Origin of the sequence: Solitalea lacus (assembly GCF_022014595.1) — a bacterium.
Classification (GTDB): Bacteria; Bacteroidota; Bacteroidia; order Sphingobacteriales; family Sphingobacteriaceae; genus Solitalea; species Solitalea lacus.
On sequence record NZ_CP091740.1, the window covers coordinates 1,492,478 to 1,506,898 of the forward strand.

At 37.3% G+C, this 14,421-nt stretch carries 13 protein-coding genes; 9 read left to right on the forward strand and 4 right to left on the reverse strand.

Annotated features, from left to right (window positions below; all coding sequences use genetic code 11):
* Positions 1 to 33: 33 nt before the first annotated feature.
* Positions 34 to 897 (reverse strand): N-acetylglucosamine kinase, encoded by an 864-nt coding sequence (locus L2B55_RS06325; protein WP_237849713.1) that lies wholly within the window; start codon positions 895 to 897, stop codon positions 34 to 36.
* Between the two features lie 447 nt (positions 898 to 1,344).
* Here L2B55_RS06325 and L2B55_RS06330 point away from each other — a divergent pair, with 447 nt between their 5' ends.
* The 4 genes from L2B55_RS06330 to L2B55_RS06345 all read left to right on the forward strand — a co-directional run bounded on the left by L2B55_RS06330 (position 1,345) and on the right by L2B55_RS06345 (position 7,122).
* Entirely contained in the window at positions 1,345 to 2,520 is a 1,176-nt protein-coding gene (locus tag L2B55_RS06330) for an alpha/beta hydrolase (protein WP_237849714.1), read from the forward strand.
* A 120-nt stretch (positions 2,521 to 2,640) separates the two neighbouring features.
* Positions 2,641 to 3,012: a hypothetical protein gene (locus L2B55_RS06335; protein ID WP_237849715.1), complete on the forward strand. Its 372-nt coding sequence runs from the start codon at positions 2,641 to 2,643 to the stop codon at positions 3,010 to 3,012.
* 175 nt (positions 3,013 to 3,187) lie between these two features.
* Positions 3,188 to 5,521, forward strand: coding sequence for a TonB-dependent receptor (locus tag L2B55_RS06340; RefSeq protein ID WP_237849716.1), 2,334 nt, complete (start codon positions 3,188 to 3,190; stop codon positions 5,519 to 5,521).
* Between the two features lie 80 nt (positions 5,522 to 5,601).
* Positions 5,602 to 7,122 (forward strand): PepSY-associated TM helix domain-containing protein, encoded by a 1,521-nt coding sequence (locus L2B55_RS06345; RefSeq protein ID WP_237849717.1) that lies wholly within the window; start codon positions 5,602 to 5,604, stop codon positions 7,120 to 7,122.
* Positions 7,123 to 7,166: 44 nt separating this feature from the next.
* Here the strand turns inward: L2B55_RS06345 and L2B55_RS06350 are convergent, their stop codons facing one another.
* Complete coding sequence (locus tag L2B55_RS06350) at positions 7,167 to 7,685, reverse strand: lipocalin family protein (RefSeq protein ID WP_237849718.1); 519 nt, start codon at positions 7,683 to 7,685, stop codon at positions 7,167 to 7,169.
* Between the two features lie 164 nt (positions 7,686 to 7,849).
* On the opposite strand from L2B55_RS06350, the gene mdh reads away from it, so the two are divergent.
* Positions 7,850 to 8,788, forward strand: a complete 939-nt coding sequence (gene mdh, locus L2B55_RS06355) for a malate dehydrogenase (protein WP_237849719.1) — start codon at positions 7,850 to 7,852, stop codon at positions 8,786 to 8,788.
* 145 nt (positions 8,789 to 8,933) lie between these two features.
* Positions 8,934 to 9,392: an aspartyl protease family protein gene (locus tag L2B55_RS06360; RefSeq protein WP_237849720.1), complete on the forward strand. Its 459-nt coding sequence runs from the start codon at positions 8,934 to 8,936 to the stop codon at positions 9,390 to 9,392.
* Between the two features lie 60 nt (positions 9,393 to 9,452).
* Here the strand turns inward: L2B55_RS06360 and gyrB are convergent, their stop codons facing one another.
* Positions 9,453 to 11,414, reverse strand: a complete 1,962-nt coding sequence (gyrB, locus tag L2B55_RS06365; protein WP_237849721.1) for a DNA topoisomerase (ATP-hydrolyzing) subunit B — start codon at positions 11,412 to 11,414, stop codon at positions 9,453 to 9,455.
* A 343-nt stretch (positions 11,415 to 11,757) separates the two neighbouring features.
* On the opposite strand from gyrB, the gene L2B55_RS06370 reads away from it, so the two are divergent.
* On the forward strand, positions 11,758 to 12,207 hold the full coding sequence (locus L2B55_RS06370) for a QcrA and Rieske domain-containing protein (protein ID WP_237849722.1): 450 nt from the start codon (positions 11,758 to 11,760) through the stop codon (positions 12,205 to 12,207).
* Positions 12,208 to 12,326: 119 nt separating this feature from the next.
* Positions 12,327 to 12,935: an OmpH/Skp family outer membrane protein gene (locus tag L2B55_RS06375; RefSeq protein ID WP_237849723.1), complete on the forward strand. Its 609-nt coding sequence runs from the start codon at positions 12,327 to 12,329 to the stop codon at positions 12,933 to 12,935.
* Between the two features lie 79 nt (positions 12,936 to 13,014).
* Here L2B55_RS06375 and L2B55_RS06380 read toward each other — a convergent pair whose 3' ends face one another.
* Positions 13,015 to 13,404, reverse strand: coding sequence for an RNA-binding S4 domain-containing protein (locus tag L2B55_RS06380; RefSeq protein WP_237849724.1), 390 nt, complete (start codon positions 13,402 to 13,404; stop codon positions 13,015 to 13,017).
* A gap of 174 nt (positions 13,405 to 13,578) precedes the next feature.
* Between L2B55_RS06380 and L2B55_RS06385 the strand changes: the two genes are divergently transcribed.
* On the forward strand, positions 13,579 to 14,400 hold the full coding sequence (locus L2B55_RS06385) for a 2,3,4,5-tetrahydropyridine-2,6-dicarboxylate N-succinyltransferase (RefSeq protein ID WP_237849725.1): 822 nt from the start codon (positions 13,579 to 13,581) through the stop codon (positions 14,398 to 14,400).
* Positions 14,401 to 14,421: the final 21 nt, after the last annotated feature.

Genomic DNA, 14,421 nt, shown 5'->3' on the forward strand with positions numbered 1-14,421 from the left:
TTTATTTGGTGTTTCAGATTGAAATATAAAAATCTAAACTGAAGATAATTTTAATTCATTGATATGGTATTGAACCAAATCATCAATAGGGGAGCGAACAATTTTGCCTACTTGCATTCCAAACTCATTACAAACCTCAGTTAGCACATCACGGAAGTTGTAGCTTACTGAACCAATGCAGTTAAAGGTGTGTTTTTGATAATCAGGGTAATGGCTTACCAAATCACGGAAAAATGCAGTGAATGATTCTTTAATAACAGTACGAGAATATGGCTGTACATTATTATTGTCGTATAAAAACTTACTGAAGCTTGCTAAGAAACGGTTAGGTAAAGGTTTCTTGTAAATACGATCTAAAATCTCATCGTGAGAATAACCGTAAGCACGATCGAAAGCATTCATTAGTTCCTGGGGCATTGCACCACGCATATAATCACGTAGTAACCTACGACCGATGTATGAACCACTGCCTTCATCACCCAACATGTATCCTAATGAATCTATATTAAGTGTAATTTCTTTGCCATTATAATAGCAGGTATTGGTGCCAGTTCCCAAAATAGCTGCAAAGCCTGGTTGGTTGCCCAATAAAGCCCTAGCAGCAGCTAGTAAGTCATGGCTTACAAAAACTTTAGCTTTGGTAAACACCGTGCGTAAGGCCGATGCAACCACTTCATTCTTCTCTTCGTTAGAACATCCAGCACCATAAAAACTAACATGTTCAATGCTGTTAATGTCAAGGTTGTCGGGAAGGTTGGTTTTCAAAGACTGGATAATTCCAGGCGAGTCAATAAAATAAGGATTATATCCTTCTGTGTTGAAATAAACCTTTTTGTTCTCTTTGTTTAACAGGCACCAGTTAGTTTTTGTAGAACCGCCATCGGCAATAATTATCATAATGTTTGGTCGTTAATTTTAATCCCTATCTATATTTTGTCTAACGATTCATTAGAATTTTTTCAAAAATAGCAAAAAAATCAATTTTTTGATGTCATTATGAGAAAAAATGCAAGCATCTAGTACCGGTGTTTTGTGCTCTAAAATTAAATTTAAATGAAATTGATGTAATGCGCTGATTTAGAATGATTTTCGGAGGTTTTCAAAAAAATCTTTTTGTAACCTGTACACTAAGCTTTGTGTTGCTTCGCTCGATAGATTTAGAGTTGAAACTAGTCAAATTTTGAACTAGGACTTATTTACAAAATACCTTAAAGATACATAACCTGTAAAATCTTATCTGCTGGTAAATAGGAATAATCGTTTTGTAAATGGGGGTGTAGTTGCAAAATAGATAAAATGATATATGAAAGCTTGAAAAGCGCTTTCCGTTTTTTATTTTAGAGTATGCCGAAAAGATGGATTTTCTTGACTCTATTGCTGTTTTTTGGCGTTTTTTGCAACGCTCAGGTTGTCTTTCGTATTCATTCTGTTCCGATAAATACCTCATCGGTTGAAAAGCTTTACTTAGCCGGAAGCTTTAATAACTGGAACCCTGCAGATGAAAACTTTACATTTAAACGTTCTGCAAATGGTTCCTATTCATTAATTACAATGTTGGATTTTGGAGCTTATGAATTTAAAGTTACCAGAGGTAGTTGGGAAAAGGTCGAAGTCGACAGTTCGGGTAATCAAATTGAAAATCGAAGGATAGAAATCAAAACTGATGATATAATTAATATTGATATTGACGGCTGGTCCGACACTTACAAAAAACAAATGGTGCATACGGCATCATCGAATGTTTATTTGATTGACTCGGTTTTTTATATTCCACAGTTAGAAACACATCGTCGGGTTTGGATCTACCTGCCTAAAAATTATTATGAAAAATCAGAACGAAAAAAGAAATACCCGGTTTTGTATATGCAGGACGGTCAAAATCTATTTGATGATTATTTTGCCCCTTATGGGGAGTGGAATGTAGATGAAACATTAGACAGCCTGGGGAAAGAGCTCATCATTGTAGCAGTGGATCATGGTGGAATGGAACGACTAAATGATTATTCCCCTTATCCGAACTTAAAATATGGTGGTGGAAAAGGTAATAGATACCTTGCTTTTATTGTCAATACCCTTCGTCCGTATATAAACTCGCATTACAGAACGCTTAAGGATGAACAAAATACCGGAATGATGGGAAGCTCAATGGGGGGGCTGATTTCTTTTTACGGAGGGTTGCGATATGATAAAGTGTTTGGAAAAATTGGAGTGTTTTCGCCATCGTTTTGGTTTCAATCGTTAATTTATGATTACGCTAAAAAATGGAAACCTGAACGCAAGCAGCGTTTTTACATATTGGCCGGAGAAAATGAAAGTGATTCATTAGTGGCAGAAGTTAAACGGATGGAAACTATCATGCACAATAAAGGATTAAATGATGAGGAACTTAAAGTGGCTATTAAGCCTGACGGACGGCATGCTGAGTGGTTTTGGCGACGTGAATTTTCTGATGCCATCAATTGGTTATTTCCCGAGCCACAAAACATAACAATTGTTAGAAAATTGCTTGGTAAATGGTAAAAATTAAATATTAATTCATTTCAATATATAGATGACATTGCTCATATATGATTCGTTTTTCTTTTCTACCTTTGCCTGTATCTAAATATCGGTGAATTAAGCCGTTATTTGTGTGAAAGAATGAAGAAACTTTTATCGATAGTATTAATGATGGCCATTTTGCTGCAAACATTCAGCAATTTGGTAATTGTTTCCAGCTATGAAGTAAATAAAGGTTTCATCTCAACCTACCTTTGCGAAAACAAAGACAAACCCAAGCTACATTGTAACGGGCAGTGTTACCTGATGAAAAAGCTAAAAAAAGCTGCGCAAGAGGAGGAACAACAGGCCAATAATTCGCTTCGTGAAAAATTTGAAATGAATCAATTCATTCAGATTGTTCAAGATAATTTTATCGATAATAGCTATATAGAATTAAAACATATTCATTTCTTTTTGCAGAAAGAACCTTACAGTACTTCCTTTCCTATTTTCCACCCTCCCCAAGTTTAAACTTCAATTTCATTTTCTTATAGATGATGATAGAATCTTTATTGCGCTAATGGAGCAGTTTTTTGCTGTTCATGGCTTTACGTGTCTTTAAGATTGTGATCATTCTTCTTCCAGAATTAATATACTCAATATTAACTATCGGGTAGGCCTTGCTTATCAGTACTATTAATAAACCATGAAATTGAAAGTAATTTTTACTATTCTTTTGGCATTGGCATATATTAATGCCTTTGCCCAACAAATTATTAAAGGAAAGGTGTATGATGCTGTAACGCACGAACCTTTATCAGGAGTGAGCGTATTTGCTCCGAATACAACCATAGGGGCCCAAACAAATGCCCAAGGCATTTTTAAATTTTCTACAGGAGAAAAAGTTATTAAGATCACAGTTTCGTTTTTGGGTTACGAAACCCGAATTATGGAAGTGGGTGATAAAGAATTATCTATTGCATTGAGTCCGGTAGCGTCCAATATGCAAGAGGTAGTTGTAACAGCTAGCCGCGAAACGCAGTTACGCAGTCAGGCACCAATTGCCATTAGTAAGGTTTCGGCCAAGTTGTTAGAAGAAACCAAGCCTACGGCTGTTTATGAAGTGATGAACAAAGTATCAGGTGTGCTGATGGTGAATTTGAACAATGAGCAACATAGCATGTCAATTCGCCAGCCGATGACTACTTCGGGTTATTATCTTTATATGGAAGACGGTATCGGTATCAGGCCAATGGGTGTTTTTAATCATAATGCTTTGCTGGAAGTTAACCAATATGCCATTAGTTCGATAGAAGTGGTAAAAGGACCCGTGTCATCAATTTATGGTCCTGAAGCGGTAGGAGGAGCTGTTAATTTTATCACTCAGCGGCCAACGGCCGTCCCATCGGCCCGTGTAGGTATTCAGTTTGATCAATGGGGCTATAAGCGTTTGCAATTTGGTGCCGGTGCGCAAATAGGAAAGTTCGGAGTATATGTTGGAGGGTTGAGCAGTCAGCAAAAAAACTCTTGGATGTCGTATTCCGATTACGACAAAGCTTCAGTGAATACTCGCTTAGAATATCAGTTGACTGCTAAAACCAGATTAGTAGGTACATTTATGTACGGCGACTATTACTCGCAAACCAGTGGCAGTGTTGATAGTATTGCTTTTTTTAATAGAAACTATACAAGCACTAATGATTTTACCTATCGAAAATCAAAGGCTAGTCGCTCACGTATTACATTAGAACACGATTGGTCCAACGGTTCGAAGAGTTTTGTTACACTGTTTAATCGTTTTAACGAGCATGGACAAAATCCTTCTTATAGTATTAAATGGAAATCAGGACAAACAACTGCAACCGGCGAAATCAATTCAAATGATTTTACCAGTTATGGTATAGTTGGGCAACACAGCCAGCGTTTTGATTTTTTAAATTCAAAACTTATTGCTGGTGGTCTGTTTGATTATTCACCAAATGTTTATTCTGCATATCAAATCGATTTAAATGCTCAATTACGTCCTGATGGTAAGTCGGTAGAAAAATACACTATTATCAAGGAACGTCTGGATATTAAACTGTCGGATTATGCAGCTAAAATCAGAAATGCTGCAGCTTATTTACAATATGACTTTGAGCCATTGAAGAATTTGCGTTTTTCAACAGGCTTACGATACGATTTGATGTCGTTTACGTATGATAATTATTTGGATGCCTCATCAGGCAGTAAAGAATATAAGCACATTACGCCTAAAGTTGGTTTGACGTATGATTTGGGTCATGACAAAGGTTTCTATGCCAACTATTCTCAAGGGTTTGCTCCGCCGGCACTAACAGCTATTTTTCGCAAAAAAAACAATACTAATCCTGCAGAGTTTTACTATAACCTAAAATCGGCTCTGTTTCAAAATTATGAAGTAGGCGCCTGGGCGGCCTTCCTTCAAAATAAAATTTATATTGATGTGGCTTTATATCGAATGGATGGTCGTAATGAATTACTGAATATTCGTCAACCTGATAATTCTTATGATTACCAGTCAGCCGGAAAAACCCTGCATAAAGGGATTGAATTTAGCGCAACGATAAAACCTGTAAAAGAACTGAATTTCCGCTTGGGAGGAACCTGTGCTATCCATCGATTTGAAGATTTTCAGGTGAGTAATAAATCAACTGATCAGCTTAAAAATCTGAACGGCTATGACATGCCTTCATCACCGCGATGGGTTTGGAATGCGGAATTGAGCTATTATCCTCAATGGTTTAAAAACTTCCGTACTTCAATGGAGTGGCAGCATGTTTCGGGCTGGTATCAAAATCAAATCAATATGGTTAGTTATTCTGGATATGATTTGCTAAATGCCAGAGTGGGTTACCAATGGAGAGGAATTGAAGTATACTCTAATTTGATGAATCTTACTGATGAATTATATGCAAGCAACGCATCAAGGGGTAATAACATTACCGATCGTACAACTTATACTGCTGCGGCACCTCGAACCTGGGTGTTTGGGATAACATATCAATTGGCTAAAAAATAATGGTTATGACAGGCAAGGGCAACGGAACTGAAAGGTTTGATTATGTGTATTCGTGTCTTTGCATGAAAAATTAAAATCCCATGAATCTATTTTCATACATCAAGCGCAATATCTATAAATGGCATCGTTTGTCAAGCATTCTTATTGCCATTCCGGTAATTATGTGGACGTTGAGTGGAATAATGCATCCAATTATGACGTCTTTCAAGCCGAAAGTGAAAAATCAGTTTTTGAAAACGAATACTATTGATTTATCACGGATTAAGATTACACTGGATTCAGCTTTGCTGAAAAATAATATAACCTCAATTTCCAATTTCAGGGTTATTGAGCTAAAGGATAAGTTATATTATCAAATCAGTCAGAAAAGTAATAACCAGCTCATCTTTATTGATGCCTCGACAGGTCAGGTAAATGCTGATGCTCCTGTACAATATGCACAAAAACTTGCCTTGCAATTTTTGGGTGATTCTACCACAAGAATTACGAGTATATCATTGGTGAAAAGTTTTGATGATGAATACTTGGAAATTAACAGACTATTGCCGGTTTATAAGGTGAATTTTGATCGAAAGGATGGCGTACGCCTCTATGTTGACCCTGTTAGTGATCGTTTAGGTTTGGCTATGGATGATAATAGAGCCGCCTTTACTTCTTTTTTTAGAAATTTTCATAGTTGGGAATTCTTAAAATCGTTAGGTTCATTTCAAACGGCAGTGCTGGTAGTTCTGTCTGGTTTAGCCTTTATCACTGCTGTAATGGGGATTTATATCGCTTTTATCAGTAAATCAAAAAAAAGAAGTGGAACGGTAAGGTATCGTCGCGTACATCGCCAAATTGCAATTGTCGTTTCTGTAACTACGCTTATGTTTACATTTAGCGGAGCTTATCATGCATTTAAAAAGTTTGAGCCCGATAACCGCCAAAACTATTTTGTTGAATATGAATTTAAAGCCAAGAATTTAGGCTTGTGCTTCGACTCTATTGCCACTAAATATCAGGTGAAAAATGTCTCACTTGTTCAAATGAATAATACTTCCTATGTAAGATTAACCTGCTCATCCTCAGTGACGAATAAAGGTGAATGCTGTGAGAAAATGAATATGGCTGCTGCAAAATTTGGGGAGAAGGGAAAGGCAGATTCTGAGGAGATTCGGTATTTAAGTATTCCTGATTTAAAAGAGTTGCCCAATGGTGAAGAGCAATATGCCCGCTTTATGGCGACAACATTTAGTAAAAATTCTGATGAAAAGATTGTATCAGCAACCTCTATAAACGAGTTTAAAGGGGAATATGGATTTGTAAATAAAAGGCTGCCTGTTTATAAGGTTCAGTTTGCCACTAACTATAATGAACGTTGGTATGTAGAAACTTCATCCGGAAAAATGGCTGCTAAAATCAATGATATGGATTTGCGTGAGGGGCTAAGCTTTTCAATGCTCCATAAATTCCACTTTGCCGATGGCATAGGTAAAACCACGCGAGATGTGCTTACTGTTATTGCAGCATTAGGTAATTTAATGGCCGCTTTAGCGGGGATTATTCTGCTGTTGATTTGGTATAAAAGAAAGAAAGAAAAGGTCTCTAGAGTAAAGGCATAATATAAAAATGTACAGTTCCTATGTAAAAAGGAACCGTATTTTGATTATGATAAAGTTGGGTCAATCATCTGATGGGAATTGGAGGCCGTATGTTCCTGTAGTTGCAGTAGGCCTGTGTTGTAGCCTTTCGTTTGGGAGTATTTTAATATATCCTCATAAATATTCGTCTTTATAAATGAATCCCTGGCGATAATAAATAGTCTTTTCTTTTTAGCATCACTAATTATGGCGCAGTTGTCATGAGTAACATTTTCAAAAGTATATGTGATTTTGAATGGCCAAATGGAGTGTTCTTTCCACGTTAGTGGGGCATTGGTAATAATCCTTCCGACTGTATTTTTAATTTGAAAGATGGGTGAGTTTGATATTCTAAATCCAGTTTGTATTTCAATGAAATTGTTTGACTTGATTTTGAAAGTTTTAGTTAGTTCTATTTGGTTTTTTCTCAATGATTTATCAATGCAGGCAATAACATACCATTTGCCCTCAAATAAAGCCATTTTAGCCGGTATGCTGTTCTTACTGCTCGTCGATGGATGATAGAAATTTTGTTGCTGTTCCATGAGAAAGCCTTACAGGTATTGATTGGAATGATAAGTAACAAAAGGATTGAGTTACACTGAAATTTACGAAGATTTTCCATGCATTTGTTGCGTTAATTCATGAAAAATTCATCCCGAAAGTCCTATATTCGTGGCACTTTTATAACCCAATAAATACTTTTAATATGAAAATAACTGTAGTAGGTGCTGGTGCCGTTGGTGCAACCTGTGCCGACAACATCGCTCGTAAAGAGCTTGCTTCTGAACTAGTTTTATTAGACATCAAAGAAGGTTTTGCCGAAGGTAAAGCCATGGATATGATGCAAACGGCTATGCTGTTAGGTTTTGATACCAAGATTGTTGGTTCAACTAACGACTATGCCAAAACTGCAGGTTCTGATGTAGTTGTAATTACGTCAGGTTTGCCTCGTAAACCAGGAATGACTCGTGAAGAGTTAATTGGTATCAATGCAGGTATTGTTAAAGGTGTTGCTGAAAACATCTTAAAACATTCCCCAAATGCCATCTTCCTTATTATTTCAAACCCAATGGATACAATGACCTATCTTACCTATAAGGCTTTAGGGTTACCTAAAAACCGTGTGATTGGTATGGGTGGTGCATTAGATTCATCTCGCTTTAAATACTATTTAGGTCAGGCTATGAATTGCTCATCAAACGAAATTCATGGTACTGTAATTGGTGGTCATGGAGATACTACCATGATTCCATTAACTCGTTTGGCTACCTATAATGGTGTACCTGTTTCTAAGTTTTTAGAAGCAGAAACATTGAAAAAAGTAGCAGCTGATACCATGGTTGGCGGAGCTACATTAACAGGTTTGTTAGGAACTTCAGCATGGTATGCTCCTGGAGCTGCTGGTGCTGCTATGGTTGAGGCTATTGTTCGTGATGAAAAACGTGTGTTCGCTTCTTCAATTTATTTAGAAGGTGAATATGGTCAATCTGATATTTGTTTAGGTGTTCCTGTTGTTGTTGGTAGAAACGGATGGGAAAAAATCATTGATTTTGAACTGAACGAAGAAGAAAAAACAGCCTTTGCAAAAAGCGCTGACGCTGTACGTGCAATGAACAATGTACTCAGCGACATGAAACTGGTTTAATTAACCGGTTTAATCGACTACAAGGCCTGCTGATTATTAACGGCAGGCTTTATTGTTTTATAACTGATTGGGTAAAACGATTCCGTTGATTTGACGTTGTTAATTTTATTACTTTATTCGATTGGTTTTCTGTAAACTCTATAAAATGTATTTCAATCTTTCAACATTAATATTCGGGCTCAAAACTTATACCTTACCTATGGATGTATTTAGTTTGGATGGAGAGGGTTATCATCCTAAAATTGAAATAACCATTAATGGGGTAAAAAAGAAAGTTATTTTAGATACTGGCGCTTCAAAAACTGCTTTTGATCATGACTTATTGCAGGAAATTGCCGGTGATCAGGTGTTTCATTTGGATGAAAAATTATCAACTGGATTGGGAACCAATTCAATGCAATGCTACAAGGCAACAATTGACATGGGCTTAGGTAATTTAATTATTAAGTCATATGATGCAGCCGTACTTGATCTTTCTCATATCAATATTGCTTACGAAAAACTGGGTTTTGAAAAGGTAATAGGAGTCCTAGGGAGCGATGTATTGGTAAAGTATAAAGCAATTATTGACTATAATACTAAACTGCTTACCTTAAAAGCATAAAAAACGGCTATCGTTACCGATAACCGTTTTATTTAGTTTATTCGTTTTGCAATTCTGCTATTATGCATCAATTTTAGCGTATTTGGCATGGCGCTCAATGAATTCTCTGCGAGGTGCAACTTCATCACCCATTAATACAGAAAATGTATGGTCGCATTCTGCAGCGTTTTCAATGGTCACCTGGCGTAAAGTACGGGTATCCGGGTTCATTGTAGTTTCCCAAAGCTGCTCAGCGTTCATTTCTCCCAAACCTTTGTAACGTTGAGTATTTACACTGTCTTCCTTGCCTGTCCCTTTTAATCGTTCAATAGCTGCCAGACGTTGTTCTTCAGTCCACGCGTACTCAAAATCCTTACCTTTTTTAACCATGTATAATGGAGGAGTGGCAATGTAAACATAACCAAACTCAATTAACTCTTTCATGTAACGGAAGAAGAAGGTTAGAATAAGCGTTGTAATGTGCGACCCGTCCACGTCGGCATCCGTCATGATGATAATCTTGTGATAGCGAAGTTTAGTGAGGTTAAGTGCTTTGTCATCTTCAGGAGTGCCAATGCTGACTCCCATTGCAGTGAAAATATTCTTAATCTCATCGTTTTCGTAAATTTTGTGCTCCATGGCTTTTTCTACGTTAAGGATTTTACCCTTAAGAGGAAGAATTGCCTGGAAGTTACGATTCCGGCCTTGTTTGGCTGTTCCACCTGCCGAATCACCCTCCACAAGATACAATTCACATACTTCAGGATCGTTATTTGAGCAATCAGAAAGCTTGCCAGGCAAACCTGAACCGGTCATAACTGTTTTGCGCTGTACCATTTCGCGTGCCTTACGAGCTGCAGCACGTGCGGTAGCTGCCAAAACTACTTTCTGAACAATCAATTTGGCTTCTTTGGGATGTTCTTCTAAGTAAATACTTAAAATTTCACCCACTGCTTGATCAACTGCTCCGATTACTTCGTTATTGCCCAGTTTGGTCTTAGTTTGACCTTCGAACTGCGGTTCTGCAACTTTTACGGAAATAACAGCAGTTAGACCTTCTCGGAAGTCATCTCCGGTGATTTCAACCTTTAGATTTTTTAACAACCCGCTTTTATCAGCATAGCTTTTTAGTGTACGGGTTAAACCTCTGCGGAAACCTGCTACGTGCGTACCACCTTCAATAGTGTTAATATTGTTTACATAAGAGTGCACGTTTTCAGTATAAGTACTGTTGTACTGCAAGGCAAGTTCCACTGGTACTCCACCTTTGTTGCCGTCAATGTAAATTGGTTCAGGAATTAAAGGTTCACGATTACCGTCAAGGTAAGTTACAAATTCCTTTAAGCCACCTTCAGAATAATAGCTGTCAGAAACAAATGATCCATCATCGTTGGTTTCGCGCTCATCAGTTAAAGTAAGGCGAATTCCTTTATTTAAATACGATAATTCACGTAAACGTGCCGCTAAGGTGTCGTAGTTATATACTGTAGTTAAGGTGAAGATCTCCGAATCTGGAGAGAAGGTAACAACAGTACCGGTAATGTTAGTATCACCTACTGTTTTAACATCGTATTGCGGTTTCCCTCGTTCATATTCCTGAACCCAGATTTTTCCTTCACGATGAACCTCGGCTTTCAAGTGGGTTGATAAAGCGTTAACACAGGAAACCCCCACACCATGCAAACCACCAGAAACTTTATAAGTGTCTTTGTCGAACTTACCGCCTGCGTGTAAAACCGTCATAACCACCTCTAAAGCTGATTTTTTCTCTTTGGTGTGCATTCCGGTAGGAATACCACGGCCGTTATCTTTTACAGTAATTGAATTGTCGTTGTGAATTGTAACGTAAATATCATTACAAAAGCCGGCTAAGGCTTCGTCAATTGAGTTGTCAACAACTTCATAAACCAAGTGATGTAGACCCTTAACGCCCACATCTCCAATATACATGGCCGGGCGTTTACGTACGGCTTCTAATCCTTCAAGAACCTGAATATTATCCGCTGAATAATTCGCAGTTTTAGTTTCTGCTGTTTCGCTCATGTTATCCTTTTGTTACAAAAGTTCAAATATACGATTTTTAGGCCGCTTCCCGAAATGGAAAACGTCTCCTAATAGCTCGATATTAGTAATTTATTGACGATAATTAAAGTGTTCTGGTTGCTTATTTTTTAACATTTTTAATCTGTTAAAGTTTTGATTAGAAGAAACCAAGGAGAAACAAAAAACATAGTGTAGAAAATAAAGATTTATCCGGAGGCAACCTTGATAATAGCTGTTGCGTAATTCTATTTGTTAAACCAGTTTACAAATGAAATGCGACCTGAAGAATGAATGTGTTTTTTTCGTCATGTTCCATTGTCTATAAAACTAATTATCTATACAAATGAAAAGAAATGAATTTTTAGCAAAGTTAGGTATTGGAGCGGCTTTGGTTTGTACCGGGAGCTTAATGGAGGCTTGTGGTGGCGGTGGTGATGATCCTGCTCCGTCATCAGGCGGAGGGAATACCTCGGCAGTAAATTTTAATCTAAATGTTGATGCCGACCTGCCAAATGTTGGCAGCTCCAAAACTAGGCAAGGTATTATTGTAGTTAGAACTGCAACCGCATTAGCGGCAAGTTCATTTGTGGCTCTTGAAGCTGTTTGCCCTCATGAACACGGCACAATATTTTATGATCAAACTAATAATAGACTCGAATGCAGTTTACACAGCAGTCGTTATTCGTTAAGTGGCTCAGTAATTAATGGTCCGGTTGGGGCAAGTGGATCTACTAGGGCATTGCATTTGTATAATATCACTTTAACTGAGAATACGTTAACCATTACTTCGTAAAAACTAAAACTTTTTTGGTGTCAGTGTGCTTGGTAGTTTGCGGCAATTGAAAATCTATTTATTAAAAAATTTTGTAAATGGATTGAATAATTATATTTGCCGCAAACTCATTTTTGAATATGAACTTTAATAAATCATTTGCTCTTTTACCAATTTGTGGTATTGCCCTGGTAGGGATTATGGCGGCATGTTCTGATAATGCCGGCAATAAATCAATAAAAAAAGCTGATTCAACCGCAACTAAAGTTGATGTAGCCAAATCTGAAGTTATTGTTTACATAAACTCTGATTCGTTACAAAAACACTATCAATACTTTGTTGATGTAAAAAAGAAACTTGACGAAAAGAATACATTCCGTCAGCAGCAGTTTGAAAGCAAAGGCAAAGCTTTTCAGAATGAAGTGGCTAATGCTCAGCGTGCAGCTCAAGGAATGACTCAAGAGCAGCAACAGCAATTAAGCTTAAGCTTGCAGAAAAAACAGCAAGACTTAGGTATGTTGCAACAAAACCTAGCCGGACAAGCTGCAAAAGAAGAGCAAGAAGAAACAGAGAAATTATATTCCAAAATAACTGATTACTTGAAGAAGTATGCTCAGGATCACGGATATAAAATGGTGATTTCGTATTCAAAAGGTAATAGTGCAATCTTATATGCTGATGAAAGTTTAGATGTTACCGGTGATGTATTGAAAGGTTTGAACGAAGAATATCAGGTTTCCAAAAAATAATTTTTGAGCCATAGGCTTTGTAAACGAAACGCGTCGGAATTCTCCGACGCGTTTCGTTTATTTTATGGACTTATAAATACTAATCAAAACTTTCCAGAAGCTCGTCAAGGTCTCTTCTTTCGCGTTTGGTTGGGCGACCTGTACCTCGGTCGCGTGTAAAGACAGGAGCTGTAAATACCGACATGTGACGAGGTTCTGTATTGATAGGACTTAAGTCTTCGTAGTATAATACAGCTTTTTTTGCCTCTACCCGGTTTTCGAGCAAACCCGTCACTTTTATAATTTTCTTTTCAATGCCTTTTTGAATATGATAAACTTCATCAACTTTAACCACATGTGCCGGTTTAAGATTGTTGCCTTCAAGTTTTACTTTCCCACCTTTACAGGCTTCGGTAGCAAGACTGCGCGTTTTATAGATACGAATGGCCCACAGATATTTATCAATTCTTAATTTTTCACTCTCGTTCATAATGCAAATTAACAATTAACGTACAAATTTATGGTGTAACCTCGTATAGAATTAACAGTTAAATGACATTGCTGTTCATGTTTTTGGTGAAAAATTGCGTTATTTGCAATGGATTTAACCTTAAATCCAATATATATTCAAACTAAATAGTTCATCTTTAAAATTCCTTTACAAATGCCTTTAAGTGCACTAAAAGACAAAGTTGAAAAAGCCTGGGAAGACCGCTCCCTGCTAAATTACAGCGACATAATTTTAGCTATTGAAGAAGTTATCGAATTATTAGATAAAGGTAAGTTACGTGTTGCTGAGCCAGTTATGGGTGGTTGGCATGTAAATGAGTGGGTTAAGAAAGCAGTAATTTTGTATTTCCCTACTCGCGAAATGGAAGAAATTAAGGCAGGGCCGTTTGTATTCCATGATAAAATTAAGCTAAAAACTGATTTTAAAGAGTCTGGCGTTCGCGTTGTTCCTCATGGTTTGGCTCGTTACGGATCATTCCTAGCTAAAGGTGTGATTATGATGCCTTCATACGTAAACATTGGTGCTTATGTTGATTCAGGTACTATGGTTGATACGTGGGCAACAGTTGGTTCGTGTGCTCAAATTGGTAAAGACGTGCATTTAAGTGGTGGTGTTGGAATTGGTGGCGTATTAGAGCCTGTTCAGGCTGCTCCAGTAATTATCGAGGATGGTTGCTTCCTCGGTTCACGTGCTATTGTTGTTGAAGGTGTACGTGTTGAAAAAGAAGCCGTTTTAGGAGCCAATGTGGTGTTAACTGCTTCTACTAAAATTATTGATGTAACAGGCTTAAAACCTAAAGAATACAAAGGTGTTGTGCCTTCACGTTCAGTAGTTATTCCGGGTAGTTACACCAAAGAATTTGCTGCCGGAAATTATCAAGTTCCTTGTGCTCTAATTATTGGTAAGCGTAAAGAAAGTACTGATTTGAAAACGTCGTTAAACAATGCTTTACGGGATTATAACGTGGCAGTTTAACTGATATATAATCTTCCAAAA